26 protein-coding genes and 1 tRNA gene are annotated in these 21,410 nt (G+C 68.7%); 14 read left to right on the forward strand and 13 right to left on the reverse strand.

Annotated features, from left to right (window positions below):
• Position 1: 1 nt before the first annotated feature.
• Positions 2–790 carry an SDR family NAD(P)-dependent oxidoreductase gene (locus ACQW02_RS10150; protein ID WP_431285123.1) on the forward strand — a complete coding sequence of 263 codons (789 nt, stop codon included), beginning with the start codon at positions 2–4 and terminating at the stop codon, positions 788–790.
• A 14-nt stretch (positions 791–804) separates the two neighbouring features.
• On the forward strand, positions 805–1,770 hold the full coding sequence (locus ACQW02_RS10155) for a Bug family tripartite tricarboxylate transporter substrate binding protein (protein WP_431285124.1): 966 nt from the start codon (positions 805–807) through the stop codon (positions 1,768–1,770).
• Positions 1,771–1,947: 177 nt separating this feature from the next.
• Here the strand turns inward: ACQW02_RS10155 and ACQW02_RS10160 are convergent, their stop codons facing one another.
• Positions 1,948–2,901, reverse strand: a complete 954-nt coding sequence (locus ACQW02_RS10160; protein ID WP_431285125.1) for a LysR family transcriptional regulator — start codon at positions 2,899–2,901, stop codon at positions 1,948–1,950.
• A gap of 88 nt (positions 2,902–2,989) precedes the next feature.
• Here ACQW02_RS10160 and ACQW02_RS10165 point away from each other — a divergent pair, with 88 nt between their 5' ends.
• From ACQW02_RS10165 to ACQW02_RS10185, 5 genes are read left to right on the forward strand one after another with little or no spacing between them, the layout of a single operon-like run.
• A complete protein-coding gene (locus ACQW02_RS10165; RefSeq protein ID WP_431285126.1) occupies positions 2,990–3,958 on the forward strand; it encodes a Bug family tripartite tricarboxylate transporter substrate binding protein in 969 nt (322 codons plus the stop codon).
• A gap of 31 nt (positions 3,959–3,989) precedes the next feature.
• Positions 3,990–4,649, forward strand: coding sequence for an RraA family protein (locus ACQW02_RS10170; protein ID WP_431285127.1), 660 nt, complete (start codon positions 3,990–3,992; stop codon positions 4,647–4,649).
• A gap of 59 nt (positions 4,650–4,708) precedes the next feature.
• Positions 4,709–5,677 carry a tripartite tricarboxylate transporter substrate binding protein gene (locus tag ACQW02_RS10175; RefSeq protein ID WP_431285128.1) on the forward strand — a complete coding sequence of 323 codons (969 nt, stop codon included), beginning with the start codon at positions 4,709–4,711 and terminating at the stop codon, positions 5,675–5,677.
• A 40-nt stretch (positions 5,678–5,717) separates the two neighbouring features.
• Positions 5,718–6,686 carry a Bug family tripartite tricarboxylate transporter substrate binding protein gene (locus tag ACQW02_RS10180; RefSeq protein ID WP_431285129.1) on the forward strand — a complete coding sequence of 323 codons (969 nt, stop codon included), beginning with the start codon at positions 5,718–5,720 and terminating at the stop codon, positions 6,684–6,686.
• A 24-nt stretch (positions 6,687–6,710) separates the two neighbouring features.
• Complete coding sequence (locus ACQW02_RS10185) at positions 6,711–7,484, forward strand: HpcH/HpaI aldolase family protein (RefSeq protein WP_431285130.1); 774 nt, start codon at positions 6,711–6,713, stop codon at positions 7,482–7,484.
• 112 nt (positions 7,485–7,596) lie between these two features.
• Here ACQW02_RS10185 and ACQW02_RS10190 read toward each other — a convergent pair whose 3' ends face one another.
• Positions 7,597–8,706, reverse strand: a complete 1,110-nt coding sequence (locus tag ACQW02_RS10190; protein ID WP_431285131.1) for an enolase C-terminal domain-like protein — start codon at positions 8,704–8,706, stop codon at positions 7,597–7,599.
• Between the two features lie 110 nt (positions 8,707–8,816).
• Here ACQW02_RS10190 and ACQW02_RS10195 point away from each other — a divergent pair, with 110 nt between their 5' ends.
• The gene (locus ACQW02_RS10195; protein WP_431285132.1) at positions 8,817–9,770 is read left to right on the forward strand and encodes a Bug family tripartite tricarboxylate transporter substrate binding protein; all 954 of its coding nucleotides are present in this window, start codon (positions 8,817–8,819) and stop codon (positions 9,768–9,770) included.
• Positions 9,771–9,872: 102 nt separating this feature from the next.
• Here ACQW02_RS10195 and ACQW02_RS10200 read toward each other — a convergent pair.
• From ACQW02_RS10200 to ACQW02_RS10210, 3 genes are all read right to left on the reverse strand, one after another.
• Positions 9,873–9,957 (reverse strand) — tRNA-Leu (locus ACQW02_RS10200).
• 49 nt (positions 9,958–10,006) lie between these two features.
• A complete protein-coding gene (locus tag ACQW02_RS10205; protein ID WP_431285133.1) occupies positions 10,007–10,381 on the reverse strand; it encodes a cupin domain-containing protein in 375 nt (124 codons plus the stop codon).
• Positions 10,378–11,001, reverse strand: coding sequence for a glutathione S-transferase family protein (locus ACQW02_RS10210; protein ID WP_431285134.1), 624 nt, complete (start codon positions 10,999–11,001; stop codon positions 10,378–10,380). The genes ACQW02_RS10205 and ACQW02_RS10210 overlap by 4 nt, the downstream gene beginning before the upstream one ends.
• Positions 11,002–11,102: 101 nt before the next feature.
• Here ACQW02_RS10210 and ACQW02_RS10215 point away from each other — a divergent pair, with 101 nt between their 5' ends.
• Together ACQW02_RS10215 and ACQW02_RS10220 are read left to right on the forward strand one after the other, a co-directional pair.
• Positions 11,103–11,585: a disulfide bond formation protein B gene (locus ACQW02_RS10215; protein WP_431285135.1), complete on the forward strand. Its 483-nt coding sequence runs from the start codon at positions 11,103–11,105 to the stop codon at positions 11,583–11,585.
• Positions 11,582–12,130 carry a demethoxyubiquinone hydroxylase family protein gene (locus tag ACQW02_RS10220; protein ID WP_431285136.1) on the forward strand — a complete coding sequence of 183 codons (549 nt, stop codon included), beginning with the start codon at positions 11,582–11,584 and terminating at the stop codon, positions 12,128–12,130. Before ACQW02_RS10215 ends, ACQW02_RS10220 begins: the two co-directional genes overlap by 4 nt.
• Positions 12,131–12,143: 13 nt before the next feature.
• Here ACQW02_RS10220 and ACQW02_RS10225 read toward each other — a convergent pair whose 3' ends face one another.
• A complete protein-coding gene (locus ACQW02_RS10225; RefSeq protein ID WP_431285137.1) occupies positions 12,144–13,706 on the reverse strand; it encodes a hypothetical protein in 1,563 nt (520 codons plus the stop codon).
• A 309-nt stretch (positions 13,707–14,015) separates the two neighbouring features.
• Here ACQW02_RS10225 and ACQW02_RS10230 point away from each other — a divergent pair, with 309 nt between their 5' ends.
• The gene (locus tag ACQW02_RS10230; protein ID WP_431285138.1) at positions 14,016–14,147 is read left to right on the forward strand and encodes a hypothetical protein; all 132 of its coding nucleotides are present in this window, start codon (positions 14,016–14,018) and stop codon (positions 14,145–14,147) included.
• On the opposite strand, the gene ACQW02_RS10235 is transcribed toward ACQW02_RS10230, so the two are convergent.
• Together ACQW02_RS10235 and ACQW02_RS10240 are read right to left on the reverse strand one after the other, a co-directional pair.
• Positions 14,148–14,738, reverse strand: coding sequence for an HNH endonuclease (locus tag ACQW02_RS10235; protein ID WP_431285139.1), 591 nt, complete (start codon positions 14,736–14,738; stop codon positions 14,148–14,150).
• A gap of 608 nt (positions 14,739–15,346) precedes the next feature.
• Positions 15,347–16,021 carry an alpha/beta hydrolase gene (locus ACQW02_RS10240; RefSeq protein ID WP_431285140.1) on the reverse strand — a complete coding sequence of 225 codons (675 nt, stop codon included), beginning with the start codon at positions 16,019–16,021 and terminating at the stop codon, positions 15,347–15,349.
• 58 nt (positions 16,022–16,079) lie between these two features.
• On the opposite strand from ACQW02_RS10240, the gene gluQRS reads away from it, so the two are divergent.
• The gene (gluQRS, locus tag ACQW02_RS10245; RefSeq protein WP_431285141.1) at positions 16,080–16,916 is read left to right on the forward strand and encodes a tRNA glutamyl-Q(34) synthetase GluQRS; all 837 of its coding nucleotides are present in this window, start codon (positions 16,080–16,082) and stop codon (positions 16,914–16,916) included.
• Here the strand turns inward: gluQRS and ACQW02_RS10250 are convergent.
• The 3 genes from ACQW02_RS10250 to ACQW02_RS10260 all read right to left on the reverse strand — a co-directional run bounded on the left by ACQW02_RS10250 (position 16,909) and on the right by ACQW02_RS10260 (position 18,129).
• On the reverse strand, positions 16,909–17,172 hold the full coding sequence (locus ACQW02_RS10250; protein ID WP_431285142.1) for a DksA/TraR family C4-type zinc finger protein: 264 nt from the start codon (positions 17,170–17,172) through the stop codon (positions 16,909–16,911). The genes gluQRS and ACQW02_RS10250 overlap by 8 nt on opposite strands.
• 85 nt (positions 17,173–17,257) lie before the next feature.
• Positions 17,258–17,839, reverse strand: a complete 582-nt coding sequence (locus ACQW02_RS10255) for a histidine phosphatase family protein (RefSeq protein WP_431285143.1) — start codon at positions 17,837–17,839, stop codon at positions 17,258–17,260.
• Positions 17,836–18,129, reverse strand: a complete 294-nt coding sequence (locus tag ACQW02_RS10260; RefSeq protein WP_431285144.1) for a 4a-hydroxytetrahydrobiopterin dehydratase — start codon at positions 18,127–18,129, stop codon at positions 17,836–17,838. The genes ACQW02_RS10255 and ACQW02_RS10260 overlap by 4 nt, the downstream gene beginning before the upstream one ends.
• On the opposite strand from ACQW02_RS10260, the gene ACQW02_RS10265 reads away from it, so the two are divergent.
• Complete coding sequence (locus tag ACQW02_RS10265; RefSeq protein WP_431285145.1) at positions 18,128–18,583, forward strand: metallopeptidase family protein; 456 nt, start codon at positions 18,128–18,130, stop codon at positions 18,581–18,583. The two genes, ACQW02_RS10260 and ACQW02_RS10265, sit on opposite strands and share 2 nt — an antisense overlap.
• Positions 18,584–18,597: 14 nt before the next feature.
• Positions 18,598–20,178 (forward strand): tetratricopeptide repeat protein, encoded by a 1,581-nt coding sequence (locus ACQW02_RS10270; protein WP_431285146.1) that lies wholly within the window; start codon positions 18,598–18,600, stop codon positions 20,176–20,178.
• Here ACQW02_RS10270 and ACQW02_RS10275 read toward each other — a convergent pair.
• Together ACQW02_RS10275 and ACQW02_RS10280 are read right to left on the reverse strand one after the other, a co-directional pair.
• The gene (locus ACQW02_RS10275) at positions 20,146–20,724 is read right to left on the reverse strand and encodes a uracil-DNA glycosylase family protein (protein ID WP_431285147.1); all 579 of its coding nucleotides are present in this window, start codon (positions 20,722–20,724) and stop codon (positions 20,146–20,148) included. The genes ACQW02_RS10270 and ACQW02_RS10275 overlap by 33 nt on opposite strands.
• On the reverse strand, positions 20,721–21,410 hold the full coding sequence (locus ACQW02_RS10280) for an NAD-dependent deacylase (RefSeq protein ID WP_431285148.1): 690 nt from the start codon (positions 21,408–21,410) through the stop codon (positions 20,721–20,723). The genes ACQW02_RS10275 and ACQW02_RS10280 overlap by 4 nt, the downstream gene beginning before the upstream one ends.

The following is a 21,410-nucleotide window of genomic DNA, read 5'->3' on the forward strand; positions in this document are numbered from 1 at the left end:
CATGACGACAGCCTCGCTTGATCCCATCCTGCGCCTCGACGGCAAGGTCGCCATCGTGACCGGTGCCGGCAGCGGCATTGGCCAGGCCTGTGCCGAGTTCTTCGCCCGTGCCGGGGCCAAGGTGGTGCTGGCGGGGCGGACGCAGGCCAGCCTGGAGGCCGTGGCGGGGCCGATACAGGGCACGGCGGTGGTAACGGATGTCTGCGACATCGACGATGTCGAAAGGCTTTTTGCCAAGGCCATCGCGCTGCACGGCCGCGTCGATGTCGTGGTAAACAATGCGGGCATGAGCGGGCCGGTGGCGCCGATCGCGGAGGTGGACCTCGTTGCCTGGCGCGCCTGCGTCGAGGTCAACCTGTTTGGCGCGATGCATGTGCTGAGCGTCGCTGCCCGCGTGCTGTCGGCGCAGGGCAGCGGATCCATCATCAACATGTCGTCGTTGATGGGGCTGAAGGGCTACCCGATGCGCAGCGCCTATTCGGCGACGAAATTCGCGTTGATCGGCATGACCGAAGCCGTGGCGCGCGAAGTCGGTCCGTTTGGCGTGCGCGTGAACGCGCTATGCCCCGGTGCCGTCAGTGGTGAATTGATGGACCGCGTCATCGCCCGCCGCGCGGAGGCCGAAGGCCGGCCGGCGGAACAGATCATCCGCGAGAATTACACCGATGTCGCGGCGCTGCGCCGCTGGGTTGACCCGGAGGAGGTGGCGCGCGCCGCACTCTTCCTCGCCAGCGACGCGTCGTCCTCCGTCACCGGGGATCGCATCAAGGTCGATGCCGGCCGTTTTTGAAGGGATACCGCACCATGTTCGTGCCACGCCGCGCCTTCCTCGCCACGCCGCTGCTGGCGGCTGGCACCGCCATGGCCCAGCCGGGCTTTCCCAATCGCCCGATCAGCGTCGTCGTGCCCTTCGCACCTGGCGGTGGGACCGACGTGGTCGGCCGCGCCGTTGCGGCCATTATGGAGCGGGATCTGGGCCGCCCCCTGGTGGTGGAGAACCGTGCGGGGGCCGCGACCTCCATCGGGTCCACCTATGTCGCGCAGGCGCGGCCGGATGGGTACACGCTGTTGCTCGGGGCCAGTTCGCTTGCCATCAATCCGGCCTTGCAGCCGAACCTGACGCCGCGCGATCCGTTGCGAGAATTGATCGCGATCGGCCCGGTCTACAGCAATCCGCTGGTGTTGCAGGTGCATGCGTCCGTGCCAGCGACGACAGTCGCGGAGTTCATCGCCTATGCGCGAGCCAATCCCAGCAAGATCAACTACGGCAGCGCCGGTATCGGTGCGGTCAATCACCTGATGTTCGCGATGTTGCTGCGCCAGGCGGGGATCGAGGCGGAGCATGTGCCCTATCGCGGCGGCGCGCCGGCGATGCTGGATCTTCAGTCGAACCGCATCCAGGCGATGTTCAATTCGCCGTTGGAGGCGCAGTCGTTGCTGGCTGGGGGTGTCACCCGGGCGCTTGGCGTGTCGTCGCTGAATCGGCTGGCGCTGCTGCCGGATGTGCCCGCGATTTCGGAGACCTTGCCAGGCTTCGATGCGGTATTCTGGATGGGGCTTTTCGCACCGGCCGGTACGCCCGAGGCCATCACGGCGCGGCTATCAGCGGCGCTGCGTAGTGCGACGCAGGATACGGCGCTGAAGGAACGGCTTGCGGCGCAGGGCGTGAGTTTGCTCGGCGGCGACGGTGCGGCGATGCAGGCCCTGTTGGCGCGCGATACCGAGGCCTGGGGCAAGGTCATCAGGGAAGCGGGCATCACGGTTGACTAGGTGCCTAGGCCCAGCATGTCCTGGTACGATTTTTTGATGAAGCGTGGTGGCACGTCTGTCCATGTGCTGCAGATGAATGCGTAGCATGTGAGGCCGCGCCGCCGTTTCAGGCGGCACGGCAAAACGCCGCGCGACCGACGCTGGAAGCGCGTTTGGGCTTTCCGCGATGCGGACCATTCACGCCGGCCGGCGCAGCCGTCGTGATGTGAGCGCAAGGTCCAGGACAATGCCGGGCAAGGTGCTGCGGGCGACGCATTCCAGGATGATCTCCTGCAACGCCAGGATGCCGTCGGTCGGCGCGGCGGCGGCGGCCCGCAGGATGCCGACTTCGCGCTCCACCACCGGATCGGTCAGCGGCCGCACGGCGAGGCCCTTGTGATCCGCCGGGGGGCAGCCGAGGGCCGGCAGCGCGGTCACGCCCACCCCTGCCTCGACCATGCTCATCACCGTGTGCGACTGCGCCAGTGTCATCACCGGATGCAGCGCGAGCCCCGCGCGTTCCAGCGCGTCGTGGATCGCCGCATCGCCGCCGCTGCCGGGCGGAAAGGCGATGAAGTCGTGCAGCAGGGCCTCGTTCCAGGGCACCGACTGCCGCCGCGACAGCGGGTGGTCGCGGCGCAGCACCAGCGCGAAACGCTCGTGCAGCAGCGGCAGGAAGGTCACCCCGGCATGCCCACGCAGGCGGCTGCCGATGGCCAGGTCGAGCTGCCCCGACGCGATCCCCGCATAAAGCGCATCCGACGTGCCATCCGTGACGGCGACCTGCGCCGCCGGGAAGCGTTCGCGGTACAGGCGCAGGATCTCCGGCAGGAAGCCATTGGCGATGGATGGCAGGGAGCCGACGGCGATGCGGGTGCGCCGCAGGCGGGACTGTTCCTGCACGGCGGACACCGCGTCGTCCACGCTGGCCAGGATGGCCTCGGCGCGCGGTAGCAGCAGCTCGCCCTCCACGGTCAGCCGAACCGCGCGCGTGGTGCGCTGGAACAGTTTCAGGTCGAGCAGCAGTTCCATCTGCGCGATGGCCTGGCTCAAGGCGGGTTGCGACATGCCGAGCGCCTCCGCCGCGCGCGCGAAGGAGCCGAGGCGCGCGATGCGCGTGAAGGCGGCGAATTGGCGGAGTGTCGGGCTCATAAGAATAACCAATTAAACCTTTGAATAATTCGATTTGTCAATCAGTTGAACCGCGCCTTAGATCCGCCCGGATACGGAGGAAACGAACATGCACAGCACCCGCAGGTCCCTGCTGGGCGGCAGCCTGTTGCTTGCGACGGCCAGCGGCGCCCGTGCGCAAACCTATCCCAATCGTCCCATCACCATCATCGTGCCCTTCGCCGCTGGCAGTTCCACGGATGTGGTCGGCCGCCAGGCGGCGCGCGCGATCGGGGAGGCTCTTGGCGCCCAGGTCGTGGTGGAAAATCGCACCGGCGCCGGCGGCATCATCGGCACCCAGGCGGTCGCGCGGGCGCGGCCGGATGGGCACACGCTGCTGATCGTCACCAATTCCACGCATGCCGCCAACAAGGCGCTGTTCAACAACCTGCCGTATGATCCGGTAGCGGATTTCGTGCCGATCTCGAACCTCGCGACCGGGCCGCTGATCCTGCTGAGCCATCCCGCGCTGCCGGTGCGCAACCTGCAGCAACTCGTGGACTACGGCCGTGCGAATCCGGGACGGCTGACCTACGGCTATTCCGGCAGTTCGTCGCAGATCGCTGCCGTGATGCTGACGAACGACGGCAAGTTCGATGCGGTGGGGGTGCAGTATCGCAGCATCCCGCCGGCGGTGACCGATCTGCTGGGTGGGCAGATCTCCTTCACCTTCGCCGACCCCAGCAATGCGTTGCAGCACATACGTTCCGGCCAAGCGATCGGGCTTGGCGTGACGGCGCCGCAGCGCACGCCGCTGGCGCCGGATGTGCCGACCTTGACGGAGGCGGGATTGCCCGGCTTCCAGTTGGTGCCGTGGCAGGGCATCGCGGCGCCAGCCGGCACCGACCCCGCCATCATCCAGCGCATCTTCGACGCGCTGCGCAGCCGCTACGACACGCCCGACGTGCGGCGGACCTACGCGGCGCTGGGCTTCGAGGTCGATCTGTCGCCGACACCAGAAGCCTATGGCGCCTTCATCCGCAGCGAGACCACGCGCTGGGGCGACCTGGTGCGCCTGGCGCGGATCGAACCGCAATGACGACCGCATTTTTCACAAGCGAGGAACCGGCATGACTGACAATGAACTGACCGCCATCTGCGCCCGCCTGCGTGAGATCGGACCCAGCACCGTGGGCGGTGCGCTGGATGCGCTCGGCATCGATGGGCTGGTGGTGCCGCCGATCCGCCCCGTCGCTGCCGATCGCAAGTTCGCCGGCCCGGCCTTCACCGTGAATGTCGCGGTTGGCGCGCTCGGCACCTTCGCGCCGGAGGAATTCGACATTCCCGCGTACGTCGACAACGCGGCCCCGGGCGATGTCATCGCGATCGATGCGGGTGGGGCGATGGTCTCCATGATGGGCGGCGCCGCGGCGACAGCCGCAAAACTGCGCGGCGTCGCGGGCATCGTCGTCGATGGCGGCGTGCGCGACCTGGCCGAGATCGTGGACAGCGGCATGGACCTGTTCGTGAAGCATGCCGTGCCGGTCAGCGGCCGCACCCGCGTCCGCACCGCGGCGACGCAGGTTCCGATCACGCTGGAGAAGGTCACGGTCAATCCGGGCGACATCCTGGTCGGCGACAGCACCGGCGTGGTCTGCATCCCCCGCGCCCGCCTGATGGACGTCTTCACCCGCGCCGAGAAGGCCGAGGCGATGGACCAGGTGATCTTCGAACATGTGCGTTCCGGCAAGGGGCTGCGCGAAGCCGCGCGGCTCGCCAAGGCCGTCTGACACCACCGCCGCAGGAACCGCGCGACACGACGCGGGGCGGCATCACGGGAGTGAGGATCATGATGTTCGAACGACGCGGGCTCCTGGCCGCACCAGCCTTGCTGCTGGGGGCCGGGACGGCATTCGGCCAGGGCGCGCGGTATCCGACGCGTCCGGTGCGGATCATCGTGCCCTATCCGGCGGGTGGCGTGTCGGACATCACGGCGCGGCTGCTGGCGGAGAACCTGACCCCGCTTTGGGGTCAGGCGGTGACGGTGGAAAACCGCGCCGGCGCCAATGGCATGATCGGCGCGGAAGCGACCGCGCGCGCCACGCCCGATGGCACGACGCTATGCCTGGCAGGCACCGCGCATACGATCAGCCCGGCGCTGTATCGCACGCCCTATGACACGATGCGGGACCTGACCTACATCACCACGACGTCGCAGACGCCGCAGGCGCTGATCGTGGCGCCGGATTTTCCGCCGAATACCGCGGAAGAATTCGTGGCCTATGTGAAGGCCCGGCCCGACCAGACGAGCTACGCGACCTTCGGCGCGCTTGGCATGGAATTGCTGTGCCAGCAGGCCGGGCTGCGGATGACGCGCGTGCCTTATCGCGGATCGACCCAGGGGCATCCCGACCTGATGTCCGGCCGGGTGAATGCGATGCTGGATACGGTGACACCGACGCTGCCGCATGTGCGCGCCGGGCGGATGAAGATGCTGGCCACCTGCGGCGCCGAGCGCGCACCGCAGATCCCCGAGGTCCCCACGGTCGGCGAGACCATCATCCCCGGCTTCACCAGCACCGTCTGGGGCATCCTGATGGGACCGGCCGGCTTGCCGCCGGAGGTACTGGCAAAAATCCACACCGACGTCGTCGCGATCCTGCAGCGCCCTGACATCGTGCAGCGCCACGCGACCTTGGGCACGGCGATCTGGACCATGACGCCCGAGCAGGCCACCCGCTTCGTCGGCACCGAGGCGGAGAAATGGGCCGATACGGCACGCGCCGTCGGGCTGGAACGCGAAGAAGCCGCGCGCTGAACAAGAACGCCCGCAAAGGGCGCCACGCAGGGAGGACACCATGTTCCGTCGCAGTTTTGCCGCCATCTTGGCCTGTTGCCTGATCGCATTGCCGGTCGGCGCGCAGGAGGCGTCCTGGCCGAGCCGCCCGATCCGCGTGATCGTTCCCTTCGGCGCCGGCGGCACGACCGACCTGACCGCGCGGCTGATCGGCGCGCAGATGTCGCAGCGCCTGGGCCAGCCCTGGGTGGTGGAAAACAGGGCCGGTGCCGGCGGCAATGTCGGCAGCGAGGCCTGCGCCAAGGCGCCGGCCGATGGCTATACGCTGTGCATCGGCACGATCAGCAGCCATGCCATCAACAACGCCGTCTATCCGCGCATGCCCTATGACAATCTGCGCGATTTCTCGCCGATCGCGATGATCAGCGTGCAGCCGAACGCGCTGTTCGTGCCGGCGAGTTCGCCCGCGAATAACGTGGCGGAGCTGGTCGCGCTGATGCGGGCGCAGCCGGGGCGGTTCAACTACGCCTCCTCCGGTGTCGGCACCTCCATCCATTTGGCGGGCGCCCTGTTCACCCAGATGACAGGCACCACGGCGGAGCACGTTCCTTACCGTTCCTCCGGCCAACTCATGACGGAGTTGATGGCGGGGAATGTGCAGATGGCCTTCGACAACATCTCCTCCGGCCTGCCGCATGTGCGGGATGGCAAGATGAAACTTCTGGGTGTCGCCAGCCCCACCCGCGTCGCCATCGCACCGGATGCGCCGACCATCGCCGAGACCTTGCCTGGTTTCGAATCCCTGACCTGGGGCGTGCTCTTCGCGCCGGCGGGAACGCCGGCCGCGATTATTCAGCGCCTGAATCGCGATGTGACCGCGGCGCTGCAATCGCCGGAGGTGGCGACGCGCTTCGCCGAACTCGGCATCACGACCCCGGTCCTTTCGCCCGATGCGGTGCGGGATTTCGTCGTGGCGGAAACCACCCGCTGGGGTGCCGTCGCACGGCAGGCCCAGATTCGGGCTGAGTAGAACGAGAAACTGGGAGAGCAAGTGATGCAGGTCAACAGGATGCGTGCCGGGATCGAGCGCGGCGAAGTGCAGATCGGCACCTGGGTCACCATGGTGCAGAACCCCGCGATCCTGATGCTGCTGAAGGCGGCTGGCGTCGATTTCGCGCGGATCGACATGGAACACACCGCGACCACGATGGACACCATCGGCGACATGGCGACCATGGCGCGGGCGATGGACTACCCGATCGCCGTGCGCCCGCCCAAGGCGAACCGCGAATGGATCACGCGGCTGCTGGATGTCGGCGTCTGGAACATCCATTGCCCGCAGGTGGAATCCGCCGAACACGCGGCCGAGATCGTCGCGGCGTCGCGCTACGCCCCGCGCGGGCTGCGCGGCAATGGCGGGCTGAGTGCGGCGACGAACTTCGACACCAGCGGCACGGTGGCGGAACGCCGCGCCCACGCCAATTGCCAAGTCTTCGTCACGGTGATGATCGAGACGGCCGATGCCTTCAAGGACCTGGACAAGATCGCCGCGATGGATGGCATCGACGCGCTGACCTTGGGTCCGGCCGACCTGGCGCAGGATCTGGGCGTCTTCGGCGCGCCGGACCAGGCGAAGGTGATGGATGAGAAGCGCAACCTGATCCTCGACGCGGCGCGGCGGCATGGGAAGACCTGCGCCATGCTCTGCTTCAGCCCGGAACAGGTGAAGCAGTGGAAGGACGCGGGGGCCCTGCTGCTCGCCTATTCCAGCGACGTGGACATGCTGCACGACGGCTTCACCAAGGCGATGAAGCACCTCAAGGCCTGAAGGAAGGGAGACACGTCACAAGTCTTTGATATTCTGAAACAATCGACGAGGCATGCCTTGGCCGATAGCGCCGGTCGGTAGGGCGCTGAGCGAATTGGACATGTCCGCCTGCTTAGCGCAGGACGGTCGTCGTCTTCGCCTTGATCAAATCCATGTCCGGCTCCGCCCCGACGCCGGGTGCGTCCCAGGCATGAACAAAACCCTCCGAATCCACCTCGATATCGCGGAGCAGGCCGTATTTCTGCGCGGCTTCCGGCAGCAGGACCTCGAAATACTCGGTGTTGCGGATCGCCATGATGAGGTGGAGCTGCGCCACGTTGTTCCAGCTATTGCCGCCGTGGTGGACCTCGAAGTTCATCGCGAAGGCTTCGGCCAGGTGCGCGGCCTTCAGGCAGGGGGTGAGGCCGCCTTTCACCGCGACGTCGCCGCGCAGGTAATCCGTCGCCCCGCGTTCGATCCATGTGCCCATGATCTCGAAGCCACCGGAGGCGTATTCGGTTGCGAGGATCGGCACATCCAGCTTCGCGCGAAGCGCCGGGTAATTGTGCAGGTCGTCTTCGCCGAGGGGGTCCTCGTACCAGTGGAAGCGTAGCTCCTCCAGCACGCGGCCGAGGCGGACGGCATCCGGCAACCGGAACGCGCCAGCCGGGTCGATCATCAGCACCATCTCCGGCCCCACCGCGTCGCGCACCGCGCGGCAGACGCGGATCGCCGCTTCGACGCCGCCTTTCGGCGGGTGGATCTTGTAGGCCGTGTAGCCCTTGGCCTTCAGCATCAACGCCTGTTCGGGATAGGCGCCCTCGCTGCTCAAGGTGGAGGAGGACGCATAGGCGGCGATCTTGCGGCGCGACGTGCCCATGATCGCGTGCAGCGGCAGCCCGGCCGCCTGGCCCAAAATGTCCCACAGCGCGACATCCACCGCGCCGATCGCACGCAAGGTCGCGGCCCGCCGCATCCCATAGAGCCGCGCGAAAAGACGCTCGCGCTCCAGCGGGTTCTCACCCTGCAACATCGGCAGCAGGTGCCGCACGAGGCCCTCGACATCGAGCCGGGCCGAGCGGAACGAGGCGCCAAGAAACGCGCGTCCGACGATGCCCTGGTCGGTCCGCAGTTCCAGCAACCCAAGTTCGGATCCGCCGGCTGACGGGTTCAGATGGCCGTATTGTGCCGGCGGGATGTCGTCCCAGCGAAACATGGTCACGCTGGCGTCGTCGATGCGCATTTTCGTTTCCCCCGCATCGATGCTGCGACGGGTCGTAACAGCGGTCAACGTGTGGCTTGACGCCTTCCTGCGTCTTCAGCGACGCTCGGAAAAAAGATCTGGAGGACATCATGTTCCAGCGTCGCGCAGTGCTTGCCGCGCCCCTTATTCTCATCGCCGGGCAAGCCTGCGCCGCCTGGCCGGACCGGCCGCTGCGCCTGATCGTGCCGGTCGCGCCGGCGGGCCCCACCGACATCGCAGCGCGTATCATCGCGGCCCCTCTGGGGCCGGCACTGGGTCAGAATGTCGTCGTCGAGAACCGCCCGGGCGGTGGCGGCAACATCGGCACCGCCGCCGTGGCGAACGGCCCCGCGGATGGCTACACCATTTTGATGGGCAGCTTTTCCAATGCGGCCAACCCGGCAATGTTCAACGACCTGCCTTTCGACACCCAACGCGACCTGACGGCCGTGGCGCAGGTGACGCGGGTGCCGCTGATCCTGACGGTCAACCCAGGCCTGCCAGTGCAGACTCTGCAGGAACTGATCGCCTTGGCGAAGCAGCGGCCGCTGACATACGGGACCGGCGGCGTCGGCACCTCGTCGCATCTGGCCGGCGAGATGTTCATTCGCTTCGCCGGGATCCCGGTTCCGGCGGCGCATTATCGCGGCGCGGCGCCGGCCAATGCCGATCTGGTCGCCGGCCAGATCGCCTTCATGTTCGACAATCCGCAGACGGCACTTCCGCTGATCGCCGCCGGCCGCGTTCGGCCGATCGCCGTCACCACGGGCGAACGGATTCCGGAACTGCCGCAAGTGCCGACGGCGCGGGAGAGCGGCCTGCGCGATCTGGTCGTCACATCCTGGCACGGCCTGTTCATGCGAACCGGCACGCCACCGGAGATCATCGCGCGTATCAACCGCGAAGTGAACGCGGCGCTGCAGACGCCCGATCTGCAAGAGCGCTTCAAAGCGCTCGGCGTCCAGCCAGGCAGTGGCTCGCCGGAAGACTTCGCGGCCTTCTTCAACAGCGAGATCGAGCGCTGGGGACAGGTCATCCGTGAAGCCGGCATCAAGCCGGAGTAGGTCCAGGATGCCGCGGCCTGGCCCGGCCTTCCGAAGACCGCGGCGTAGGCCATAGGGGGCACCCGATGAGCATGCCCCTTGATCCGCCAGTTCAAGAGAAAGTGGTGCGGGCGGTCGGAATCGAACCGACACTCCTTGCGGAACCGGATTTTGAGTCCGGCGCGTCTACCAGTTCCACCACGCCCGCAGTTCCGCCCAAATAGCCGTGCCCGGGCCGGAAGGGAAGGGCGGCCCTGTCAGTCCGCGTCCGCCTTGGTCACGAACTCCGCCGGGCTGACGATCTCCAGCAGTTCCAGGTCCTCCGAATGGCCCAGTTCCCGGTGCCGCACCATCGGGGGCTGGTAGACGGAATCGCCCTGGCGGAAGGTGACTTCGCCGATATCCTCGTATTCGAAGCGTACCCAGCCCTTCAGCACGATGGTGAACTGGAAGCCGAGGTCATGGGTATGCCATTGCGCGACCGAATGGCGGCCGGGGATGGCGCGGATCACATGGGCAGCGAAGGCGCCGCCCGTCGCCGCCTTCACCCCCAGGTCGCGATAGGCGAAGAAGGCGCGCAGCCCTTCCTCGAAATGGGCGCCTTCGGCCCGGCTGACGGTGGTGCCGGTCATACCAGCGGCGCCAGGCAGTTGTCGGCATAGCCCTTGTGGGTCTTCAGACGGGCATACCAGGCGGCCAGGTGCGGCAAGTCGGGGCGTGCGATCGGCAGCACGAACCAGCGATGGACAAAAATGCCCAGCGCGATATCGGCCAGGGTCAGGTTGTCGCCGCAGAGATAGGGGTGGGCGGCCAGTTGTGCCTCCACGATGCGCCACAGCGCCTCGGCCTCGTCACGCGCGCGGGCGACGGCGGTCATGTTGCGCTCGGCTTCCGGCGTGCGGATCAGGGTCAGGAACATCACCGTCATCGGCCGGTTGTTGGTGCCCAACTGCCAGTCCAGCCACTGGTCCACCTTGGCGCGCTTGCGGGCATCGGTCGGATACAGCGCTTCCCCCCCGCGGGTGCTGGCGAGGTAGCGCAGGATGGCGTTGCTCTCGTACAGGGTGAAGCCGTCGTCCTCCTCGATCGTCGGGACCAGGGCGTTGGGGTTCTTGGCCAGGTAGTCCGGTTCGTGGGTCCGGCCGAAGGGGCCGCCGAAATCCTCCCGCGTGTAGGGGATGGCGAGGTCCTCGCAGAGCCAGAGCAGCTTCATCACGTTGCTGCTGGTCTTGCGGCCCAGGATCTTGAGCATTGGCTGGCGTTCCCCCGATGGATGGCGCCAAAGCTAGGAGCGGCCGGCGATGCGGTCCAGACCGCTTGCCGGCGCGGCGCGCGGGCGGCACAACGGCGGCCATGAACCGAGCCCTTGTCGCCGGCCTTGTCGCCGTCCTGGCCGCGGCCGCCCCCCTGATGGCGATGGCCTCGGAGCGCTTTGCCGGGCTTGCGCCCTGTGCCCTGTGCCTGTGGCAGCGTTGGCCATACTGGGTGGCGGCGGCGCTGGCGGCGCTGGCGGTGGCCTGGCCGGGCGGGCGGCGCTGGCTGCTGGTGCTGGCGGGGCTGGCCGTGCTGGCATCGGCTGGCGTCGCGGTGATGCATGTGGGGGTGGAACAGGGGCTCTGGCCTTCGCCATTGGCGGCGTGCCAGGCCGCCACCTCCGGCGGCGCGATGAGCATCGACGACATGCTGGCCGCCATGGCGCCGCGCCCGGCAAAACCCTGCGACGAGCCGGCTTACCTCATTCCCGGCCTGCCGGTATCGATGGCCGCCATGAACCTTATCTACGCGCTGGCGCTGGCCGGCTTCGCCTTCACCGGCGCCCGACGGAGGATTTCATGAGCCAGACGCCACGCGCCCTTCCGGGCGACCTGACCCCACGTGAGATGGTCGAACGCACGATCCGGGTGGATCACGCCGGGGAATACGGCGCCCAGCGCATCTATGCAGGCCAATTGGCCATCCTGAAGGGCGGCCGCCACGATGCGACGCTGCGCCATATGCAGGCGCAGGAGCAGGAACACCTGGACACCTTCTCCCGCCTGATCGCGCAGCGCCGCGTGCGCCCGACGGCGCTGCTGCCCTTCTGGCATGTCGCCGGTTTCGCGCTGGGGGCGGCGACCGCGCTGCTGGGCGAACGCGCCGCCATGGCCTGCACCGTCGCGGTCGAGGAAGCGATCGACGAACACTACGCGACCCAGGAAGCGGCGCTGGGCGAGGATGAGGCGGTACTCCGCGCCCACATCACCCAGTTCCGCGCCGAGGAGCAGGAACACCGCGATATCGGCCTGGCCAATGAAGCCGAGCTGGCGCCGGCCTATCGCCTGTTGTCGGCGGCCATCAAGGCGGGGTGCAAGGTCGCGATCAAGGTCAGCGAAAGGGTGTAGTGCGTCCGCCCGGTCAGGCCAGCGCTCCCTCCCGCTCCGGCCGCGCCGCGCCAAAAATGCGGTCCGCGAAGTTGTCCAGGAAGCGGAACACATGGGCGACCGAGTAGCCGGCGAGCAGGGCGATCACGCTGACACCCAGCACCACCTCATCCCCCGCGGCCCCGCTGATTGGTGGCGCCCGCAGCATATCGGCGAGAATGCCCACCAGCGCCCCGAACACCACCCCATATAACAGCGTCGCCATCGCCTGGTCGCGTTCCGAACGTTCCAGCGTGAAGCTGGCGGCGCGCCGCTTCAGCCCCTGGAAGACCGCGACGAAAGCGCCGAGCAGCGCGTAGAAGCACGGCATGACATAGAGGCTCAGCGCCTCGATCATCGCCTTGGCCTGGGTCGGGCTGGTGCCGCCGGCGACGCGATGCTGTTCGCTCAGATACTTCAGCAGATCGAACCTTTCCTGGCTGCGGGCGGCAAGGCCCAGCGCCTGGGCGCGCATCTCCTCCGGCACCGGCGTGCCGGGCGTCCAGCCCAGGGTCACCAGGGCGTCGCGCAGGCTCGCGGGGCGCGCGGCCTCGGCATAGACGCGCACACGCCCCTCTCTGCCGCTGGATGACAGCCCCGTCAGCCACATGAACGGGGTCGCGATCCAGGTATCGCCCCAGGCTTCGAGGTGGCCGTTCAACTGGTTGACGGTGCGGTTGATGCCCCAGAGGCGGTTGCACAGCACATCCTGCCGCGCCGTGCGGTAGAGCACGGCCCCCCCGGCATCCAGGAAGGGTTCGTCGCAATAGGCGAGTTCCGGAATGCGCGATGCGGTGGAAGCATCGGGGGCCGGGGTGGTGGCGCGCATGGGGGCGGATTGTTCGGTCGCGATTTCACTGGTGACGGTGCCGAGGAAGGTGAGCCAACGGTCCTGCTCCTCCAGCAGGCGCTTGCCGCCGAAGGTCATCAGCGACACCAGCAGCGTGAGGATCACGGTGAACAGGCAGATCCAGCGAAACACGGTGGCGGTGGTGGCGAGCCGGTAGCCCAGCGCCTCGTCGGAGCGCAGGTCGACACTGCTGGCGGCCTGGGCGGCCTTGCGCGCCGCGCGGGACAGGGCCCCCTGTGCGCAGCGCCGGACATAGGCATTGGTCAGGCGGATCATGCTGACGGTCGCGGGCAGGGCCAGGGCCGCGAGGAAGTCGCGCGCGGCGACCAGGAAGACCATGTCGTCGACCTGACCGTCCCAGCCTGCCGGGGGGACGGCCTTGGACACGTCGGCGCGGGTGCTGATGTCCGCCCAGCGGCGCAGGAACTCGGCCTTCGACGGCACGGTGCCCGGCCGCAGTTGCGGCGGGAAGGGGACGTTGGCCGGGCGGGGCAGGTCGCCACGGCTGTCCTCGAAGCAGGCGTCCAATCGGCCGGGGCGATGGCGGCCGAGGTGATCGATCAGCAGGTCGACATCATCCACCAGCAGCAGCATGCGGTGCGTCGTGCTGTGTGGATCGGGGGCCGGATCGAGGGATTTCGCGCCCCGGGCATTGGCATCGGGAGGCTGGGCATGGGGGACCGGTGGCGTCTCGACAGCGATCGCCAAGGACGTGTCTGTCGACGGTTTGGACGTCCCGTCCACCGCACCCTCCCACAGGTGATTAATGTGATAATAATCGTGTCACCGAGATGGTTCAACCAAAAGTCGTGATCTTGGTCCTGGGTTCGCGGCGTCAGTAAAGTCGGGCGGTGCGATTGCCGTCCGGGAAATTTTTTGACGCGACATGCAACCCGTGGCGGGGCGGCGGCATTCAGACCGGCATGTCCGCGCGCGCGGCGTTTTCCCATGAGGTCCGGCGTGGTGCCGGAACCGGCGCGCCGGCTGTCGAGGTCGAAGCCCATGATGAACCGCAACATGCTTTACGTGGCCATCGGGGCGCTGTGCGTGCTCGTGATCGGTGGCGGCTACGCGCTGTACCAGGAACGCCAGAAGCCGGCGCTGGAGATTTCCATCGGCGGCCACGGCGTTACCGTCCAGGGGCGATAGTCAGCTTTCCAACTCGCTGTCCCAGTACAGGTAGTCGCGCCAGGACTGGTGCAGGTAATTGGGCGGGAAGGACCGCCCATTGTCCTGCAATTCCCAGGAGGTGGGCTGCCGCGGCGACTGGCGCGGGTGCATGCGGCATTCTTTCGGCAGCATCGACCCCTTGCGCAGGTTGCAGGGTCCGCAGGCGGTCACGACGTTTTCCCACGTCGTGCGCCCGCCGCGGCTGCGCGGGATCACATGGTCGAAGGTCAGATCGGGCGCCGCACGTTCGTCGCCGCAATACTGGCAGGCGAATTCATCCCGCAGGAACACGTTGAACCGCGTAAACGCCGGGCGCCGGGCCGAAGGGATATAATCCTTCAGCGCGATAACGCTGGGTAGTCGCATCGTCATGCGCGGCGAATGCACCGCCGTATCGTATTCGTTCAGCACCGACACACGGTCGAGCCAGACCGCCTTGACCGCGTCCTGCCAGGACCAGACCGACAGCGGGAAATACGAGAGTGGCCGAAAATCCGCGTTCAGCACCAAGGCCGGATAGGCCTGGCCACCAAAGGCTTGCACGCCAAGAGCTGTTCCGCCGTCGGGCAAGGGTTGCTCCATCCACCGCAGTGAAGCGGCAGCGAACCACACGCCGTGGGGCCTGACCGGCGGAAAGGCCCCAAGAATGGTGGTGCCGCCGTGATCTGGAGACTACATGCCAGCGCCCGCGCGCCGTGGTCAACCGGGCGTATGCGGGGTTTCACTAGGCCGTCACGGAGCGGCCGATTCCAGCAGGGGAAAGCCACGCCTTGGGAACATTCCGCCGGGCGGCATTCCGGGTGGTTGTTGTCATGGACAAGTCGGGCGCGTGCTGGCCGATTCGGCTCGTTCGTCCTGGCTACATTCCACCAGGGCGCGCACCGCGATCTACGCCGCTCATGCCCATGGCAGTCTGGGGAAGGAAGCGGGACGAGGTCAGGAGATACGGGTGCCGGCGCCAGCGGCCTGGTGCCACCAGGACGAAGCGCGCAGCAGCGGCGGCAGGCCGCAAGCCCAACATCCTCGTTGTCTTCGGCGACGATATCGGGGTTTCCAACATCAGCGCCTATGCGAACGGGCTGATGGGGCATGGGCGACGACACATACGTCAACGCCGGGCAGCGCGCGCAAGGGACGATGCAGGTCTGGGCGGAGCCGTGGGGGCCTTGGTCAGGCCCTCACGCTTCTGCGGCGTCCAGCAACGCAAAGGCACGCTGCAGGAACAGCCCGCCGCGCGAGATCCCGGCCTGGTCGATGCCATGGCCGAGTCGCGGGCAGAACATCGCCTCGACTGGTACGCCCGCCGCGCGCAGCGCCGCCTCGGCGGCGCGGGAGGCGGCCGCGGGCACCACCTCGTCATCCTCGCCATGCACCAGCAGCACGGGGGGGCGGGCGCGGATCGTGGTCGCCAGCGTGCCCGCATCGCGCAGGGCGCCGGAATAGGCCAGGATCGCCGCCGGCGGGATCGCGCGGCGCAGGCCGCAGGACAGCGCCGTCATCGCGCCCTGGCTGAAGCCGAACAGTGCCACATGGGTTTCCGGGATGCCCATGGCGGCGCATTCCTCGGCGATGGCCGCATCGATCACGGGGGCGATGGCGGCCAGCCCCGCGGCCATCATCGCCGGGCTGCGATCGGCCAGGCTGAACCATTGCCGGCCGAAGCCGCCGCCGCCCATGTCGTAGGGCGCGGGGGCGTGCGGTGACCAGAAACGCGCCTTGGGCGCGGCCGCGGCCCAGCCCGGGGCCAGGTCAATCAGGTCGTTCCCGTCGGCGCCCACCCCATGCAGCAAAAGCACGAGATGTTCGGCGGCGCCCTCCTTGGGGCCCCAGCGTGGTCCGTCGAGTGTCGGCATCGGTCCAAAAATCCCCTCTGGTGCTGTTCCGCTAACGCGGGTCAGGCTGTCCCGCAACATGACCCTTTGCACCCGCTTCGCCCCGAGCCCGACCGGGCTGCTGCATCTGGGCCATGCCCATGCGGCATTGCATGCCTGGACGGCGGCGCGCGCCGCCGGCGGGCGCTTCCTGCTGCGGATCGAGGATATCGACACGCAACGCTGTCGCCCCGCCTTTACCGTGGCGATCCTGCGCGACCTGGCCTGGCTGGGCCTGGACTGGGATGGCGAGGTCCGGGTGCAGTCGGAACACCTGGCCGAGTACCAGGCGGTGCTGGACCGGCTGATCGACCGCGGCCTCGCCTATCCCTGCACCTGCACCCGTGCGGACATCGCCCAGGCGGCCGGCGCGCCGCAGGGGGGCGAGGGGCCGCTCTACCCCGGAACCTGCCGCAACCCGACGACCGCCGAGCGCGCGGCGCGGCTGGCCCTGCCGCATGCCTGGCGGCTGGATGTGGCGCGCGCGATGGCCGGGGTGCCGGGGCCGCTCTGCTTCAACGAAGCGGGGCGCGGCCGGCTGCGCTGCGACCCCGCGCGCTTTGGCGACGTGGTGCTGGCGCGGAAGGGGTTGGGGGCGTCCTACCACCTTTGCGTGACGCATGATGACGCGCTGCAGGGCGTGACGCTGGTCACGCGGGCCGAGGACCTGTTGCCCGCGACCGACCTGCACCGGCTGTTGCAGGCGCTGATGGGCTGGCCTGTGCCGGATTACGCGCATCACGGCCTGCTGGCCGACGCGACGGGGCGGCGCCTGGCCAAGCGCGACGGGGCGCTGAGCCTGGCGGCGCTGCGCGAGGCGGGGCATAGCCCGGCCGAGGTGCGGGCGATGGCGGGGTGGCCGGAGACGCCTACTTGAGCTGGCTATCCTTGCTGCCCCGCCGGTTGAACCCGAAATTCGCCGGGCGACGGTCGCGCGCGGACTGACAGGTGACGCAGGTCCGGACGCCGGGCAGGGCACGGCGACGGGCTTCGGGGATTTCTTCGCCGCATTCCGTGCAATGGGTCTCGCCCTCACCGGTCGGCATCCGGGCGCGGGCGCGCAGGACGCCGTCCATGACGGTATCGTGGATCTGGTCCTGTACCGCCCCGTCCGGGGCCCAGCCGCTTGCCATTGTCGCGTTCCGATTCACCCGGCTTCCGAACGACCTGACATGGGAATGAGCGCGGCGGCTTCCAAGGCAGGCGACACCGGCCGCGTCAGGTTTCGATCGGCTGCCATGCCGACAGAACCAGCCGCCCCGGGTCGGTGAACACGAAGCGATTGCCGCCGCCGGTGCCCGGCTGGTCCAGGGCGCGGCTGATCGCGACCCCACGCAGGTGGCACAGCAACAGGGTTCCGACCCCGCCATGGGCGATGATCGCGACATCGCCACCGGGCGGCACCGCCAGCAGCACGCGGTCCACCGCCGCCAGCATCCGTGCCTGCGCGGCCAGGGCCGCTTCCCAGCCGCTGACCTGTTCCCCGGGGCGGGCGAAGAAGGCATCGGCCATCGCCTCGAACTCGACCTTGGGCAGGTAGCCCGTGGCGGAGCGGTCGTTTTCGCCGAGGCCCGCGTCGATCCCGACCGGCAGGCCGAGGTGCATCGCGAGGATCCCGGCGGTCTGTGTCGCCTTGCGTTCCGCGCTGCTGAAGACAGCGCCGATGCCCTCGACCCAGGGTCTGGCCAGCATGGCCTGCGTGCGCAGAACGCCGCGTGGCGACAGGCCCCAGTCCGGCACCGGCACGGCGGGGTCGATCAGCACGTCGGGATGGGTGATGAGATGAACCCGTCGGCTCACGCGGCCGAAATCCGGTCGATCGCCTCGGCCAGGCGCAGATCCCGGGCCGACAGCCCGCCGGCGTCATGCGTGGTCAGGGTGATCTCCACCCGGTTGTACACGTTCGACCAGTCCGGATGGTGGTCCTGCGCCTCGGCCAACAGGGCGACGCGCGCCATGAAGCCAAAAGCCTCGGAGAAATCGGCGAAGCGCCAGGAGCGGTGGATCGCGTCCTTGTTGTCCAGAAGGCGCCACTGCGGCAGGCGGGTCGCCAGGGTTGCACGGTCGGCCGGGGAGAGTTTTTCGAGCATGGAAGCCTCCGTCACGCAGTTGCCCATTGACCCGGCGGCCCCCATCGGGGCCGATGCGGGCATGCAGTACACAACCCCCCCCTCGCTCGACGACCTCCTGGAACTGGCCGAGCGCGCGCTTGGCGCCATTCCGGCGGAATTGCGCCACCACGTGCGCGGCACCGCGATCCTGGTCGAGGAGGTGCCGGACGACGAGACCCTGGTCGAGATGGGGCTGGAACACCCCTGGGAATTGACCGGGCTGTATCGCGGCACGCCGCTGACCGAAAAATCCTTCGGCGACGTACCGATGCAGCCGGATGCGATCATTCTGTATCGCGAGCCGATCCTGGTCGAGTGGGTCGAAACCGGCGAGGATCTGTTCCGCCTGGTCCGCAACGTGCTGATCCATGAGATCGGCCACCATTTCGGCTTTTCCGATGAGGAAATCGGCCGGCTCGAAAGCGGCGAATAGCGCCGCCCGACGGCATGCGGGGCCTGACGCGCGCCATCGCGGCCCATCGCCAGGGGCGCCTGGCCGAGGCGGCGGCGCTGTACCGCGATGTCCTGGCGCGCGATCCGGGTCATGCGCGCGCGATGGCCTTGCTGGGTGCGCTGGAACTCCAGCGCGGGCGTGTGGCTGAGGCCGAGGCCCTGCTGGCCGATGCGCTGCGGCGCGACCCCGCGGATGCGGAAGCACGGGCCAACCACGCGACCGCGCTCGGGCTCCTGGGCCGCCCGGCGGAGGCGCTGGCGGCGCTGGAGGCCGTGCCGGGGGAGGCACTGCTGGCCGAACAGGGTCGGCTGCTGGCCGAACTCGGACGCTTCGCCGAGGCCCTGACGATCCTGGACCGCGCCACGCCCACCGCCGAGGCGCTGGCCAGCCGCGGCCTGGCGCTGGCGGGACTGGCCCGCCCCGCCGATGCGCTGGCGGCTTTCGACGCCGCCCTGGCGCTGCGCCCCGGGCATGCGCGCACCCTCTACAACCGCGCCAATGCCCTGGCCGATCTGGGCCAGGCCGATGCGGCCCTGGCCGGCTACGACCAGGCCATCGCCCATAAGCCCGACTACGCCCAGGCGTTGAACAACCGCGGCAGCCTGCTGGTCGACATGCAGCGCCTTCCCGAAGCCGCCATCAGTTTCGCCCGTTCGCTGGCGATCCGCCCCAACGACGGTGAAACCCGCTTCAACGACGGCCTGCTGCGCCTCATGCGGGGCGACTGGCAGCGCGGCTGGGAGGGGTTTGAGGCGCGCTGGCGCAGCGGTGCCCATAAGGGCCTGGCCCGCGACACGCCGCCCTGGCGTGGCGAGGATATCGCCGGCCGTACCATCCTGCTGAATGCCGAACAGGGGTTTGGCGACACGCTGCAATTCTGCCGCTACGTGCCCCTGGTCGCGGCCCGTGGGGCGCGGGTGGTGCTGGAGGTGCAGCCGCCCCTTGTCCGCCTGCTGTCCGGGCTTGGGACGGTGGTGGCGCGGGGCGATCCCCTACCTCCCTTCGATGTGCAGTGCCCTTTGATGAGCCTGCCGCGCGCCTTTGGCACCACCGAGGCCACTATTCCGGCCGCCGTGCCCTACCTGACCGCCGCGCCCCGGCCGGTTGCTGGTGGGCGGCCGCGCATCGGGCTGGCCTGGTCGGGCAATGCGGCGCATCGCAACGATTCGCGGAGGTCGCTACCGGCGGCGATGCTGGCGCCTCTGCTGGGGGTGGCGGGCACGGTCTTCAGCCTGCAACGCGACCTGCGGCCCGACGACGCGGCTTGGGTCGCAGCGCATCTGGCGGACCGGCATTTTGGCGAGGAACTGCGCGATTTCGCCGATACCGCCAGCCTTGTCGCGGCGATGGACCTAGTCATCACCGTGGATACCGCCATTGCCCATCTGGCCGGCGCGATGGGCAAACCGGTGTGGATCCTGCTGCCGTTCAGGGGTGTGGACTGGCGTTGGCAGTTGGAACGCCGGGACAGCCCCTGGTACCCGACCGCGCGGCTGTTCCGCCAACCGGCACCGGACGACTGGGCCAGTGTGATCGCGGCCCTAGCCGAGGATCTGTGCCACTTCGGCGCGTAGCGCGGGCAGGACCTCGGCCTCGAACCACGGGTTGCGCTGGGCCCAGCCGATGGTGCGCCAGGAGGGGTGCGGCAGGGGAAACAGGCCTTCTTCCCGATAGGCGGCATGGTTGCGCACGGCGTCTTCCAGCCGCGTGCGAGGGCCAAGCACCAGGCGGATCGCATAGCCGCCGACCAACAGGCGCAGCCGCACCGAGTCCAGCAAGGGCATGATCACAGGGTGCCAGGTCGGGGCGCATTCCGGCCGCGGCGGTGCATCGCCCCCCTTCGGCAGTCGCCCAGGATAGCACATCCCGGTCGGCAGGATCGCGACGCGGCTGGTGTCGTAGAATACCGACCGATCCAGCCCGAGCCAGTCGCGCAGCCGTTCGCCCGAAGGATCCTCGAAGGGGATGCCGGAGATATGCGCCTTGGTGCCCGGCGCCTGGGAGGTGATCAGCAGCCGCGCCCCGGCGCCGACCTGCAAGATGGGCCGCGGGCCGAGCGGCAGATGCGCGGCACAGATCGCGCAGGCGCGCGCGGCGGCGGCCGCTTCGTCCAGCGTCACCCCGCCAGCACCTCGGCGACCCAGGCCGGGACCAGCGATGTGGCCGGGCCGTGGCGCGCCTCGTCGAACAGCCGGGTGCCGGCCGAGCGTTCCAGGTTCAATTCCAGGGTACGGGCACGGCCGCGCACGCCGGCGACGAAGCCCGCGGCGGGATAGACATTGCCCGAGGTGCCGATCGAGACGAAGAGGTCGCAGGCCGCCAGCGCCGTCTCGATCTGGTCCATGCCCATCGGCATTTCGCCGAACCAGACGATGTGCGGCCGCATCCCGCCGACGGCGCCGCAGGCGGGGCAGGGGGTGGCGGTGGACAGGTCGGCGTCCCAGTCCTGCACGGCGTCGCAAGCCTGGCAGCGGGCGCGGCGCAGCGCGCCATGCATCGCCACCATGCGGCGGCTGCCGGCGCGGGCGTGCAGATCATCCACGTTCTGCGTGACCAGCAGCAGCCCACCTTGCCAGCGGGCATCGAGGTCGGCCAGGGCCAGATGCGCGGCATTGGGCATGACGCTGGGCAGTTGGGCGCGGCGGGCGTTGTAGAAGCCATGCACCAGTGCCGGGTCGCGGGCAAAGGCCTCCGGCGTCGCCACATCCTCGACCCGCATCTTGTTCCACAGCCCATCGGCGTCACGGAAGGTGGCAATGCCGGATTCCTGGCTGATGCCGGCGCCGGTCAGGATGACGATGTTCAT

The sequence above is a fragment of the Humitalea sp. 24SJ18S-53 genome (assembly GCF_050632385.1).
Lineage (GTDB): Bacteria > Pseudomonadota > Alphaproteobacteria > Acetobacterales > Acetobacteraceae > Humitalea.

Bases quoted from the DNA above. Each gene is read 5' to 3' on its own strand.
- ACQW02_RS10265 (WP_431285145.1), top strand. From the start codon at position 18,128: ATGGAAGCCTCCGTCACGCAGTTGCCCATTGACCCGGCGGCCCCCATC.
- ACQW02_RS10195 (WP_431285132.1), top strand. From the start codon at position 8,817: ATGTTCCAGCGTCGCGCAGTGCTTGCCGCGCCCCTTATTCTCATCGCC.
- ACQW02_RS10240 (WP_431285140.1), bottom strand. From the start codon at position 16,021: ATGCCGACACTCGACGGACCACGCTGGGGCCCCAAGGAGGGCGCCGCC.
- ACQW02_RS10175 (WP_431285128.1), top strand. From the start codon at position 4,709: ATGATGTTCGAACGACGCGGGCTCCTGGCCGCACCAGCCTTGCTGCTG.
- gluQRS (WP_431285141.1), top strand. From the start codon at position 16,080: ATGACCCTTTGCACCCGCTTCGCCCCGAGCCCGACCGGGCTGCTGCAT.
- ACQW02_RS10185 (WP_431285130.1), top strand. From the start codon at position 6,711: ATGCAGGTCAACAGGATGCGTGCCGGGATCGAGCGCGGCGAAGTGCAG.
- ACQW02_RS10150 (WP_431285123.1), top strand. From the start codon at position 2: ATGACGACAGCCTCGCTTGATCCCATCCTGCGCCTCGACGGCAAGGTC.
- ACQW02_RS10205 (WP_431285133.1), bottom strand. From the start codon at position 10,381: ATGACCGGCACCACCGTCAGCCGGGCCGAAGGCGCCCATTTCGAGGAA.
- ACQW02_RS10220 (WP_431285136.1), top strand. From the start codon at position 11,582: ATGAGCCAGACGCCACGCGCCCTTCCGGGCGACCTGACCCCACGTGAG.
- ACQW02_RS10230 (WP_431285138.1), top strand. From the start codon at position 14,016: ATGCTTTACGTGGCCATCGGGGCGCTGTGCGTGCTCGTGATCGGTGGC.
- ACQW02_RS10160 (WP_431285125.1), bottom strand. From the start codon at position 2,901: ATGAGCCCGACACTCCGCCAATTCGCCGCCTTCACGCGCATCGCGCGC.
- ACQW02_RS10280 (WP_431285148.1), bottom strand. From the start codon at position 21,410: ATGAACATCGTCATCCTGACCGGCGCCGGCATCAGCCAGGAATCCGGC.
- ACQW02_RS10190 (WP_431285131.1), bottom strand. From the start codon at position 8,706: ATGCGCATCGACGACGCCAGCGTGACCATGTTTCGCTGGGACGACATC.
- ACQW02_RS10215 (WP_431285135.1), top strand. From the start codon at position 11,103: ATGAACCGAGCCCTTGTCGCCGGCCTTGTCGCCGTCCTGGCCGCGGCC.
- ACQW02_RS10165 (WP_431285126.1), top strand. From the start codon at position 2,990: ATGCACAGCACCCGCAGGTCCCTGCTGGGCGGCAGCCTGTTGCTTGCG.
- ACQW02_RS10260 (WP_431285144.1), bottom strand. From the start codon at position 18,129: ATGCTCGAAAAACTCTCCCCGGCCGACCGTGCAACCCTGGCGACCCGC.
- ACQW02_RS10155 (WP_431285124.1), top strand. From the start codon at position 805: ATGTTCGTGCCACGCCGCGCCTTCCTCGCCACGCCGCTGCTGGCGGCT.
- ACQW02_RS10270 (WP_431285146.1), top strand. From the start codon at position 18,598: ATGCGGGGCCTGACGCGCGCCATCGCGGCCCATCGCCAGGGGCGCCTG.
- ACQW02_RS10170 (WP_431285127.1), top strand. From the start codon at position 3,990: ATGACTGACAATGAACTGACCGCCATCTGCGCCCGCCTGCGTGAGATC.
- ACQW02_RS10250 (WP_431285142.1), bottom strand. From the start codon at position 17,172: ATGGCAAGCGGCTGGGCCCCGGACGGGGCGGTACAGGACCAGATCCAC.
- ACQW02_RS10210 (WP_431285134.1), bottom strand. From the start codon at position 11,001: ATGCTCAAGATCCTGGGCCGCAAGACCAGCAGCAACGTGATGAAGCTG.
- ACQW02_RS10180 (WP_431285129.1), top strand. From the start codon at position 5,718: ATGTTCCGTCGCAGTTTTGCCGCCATCTTGGCCTGTTGCCTGATCGCA.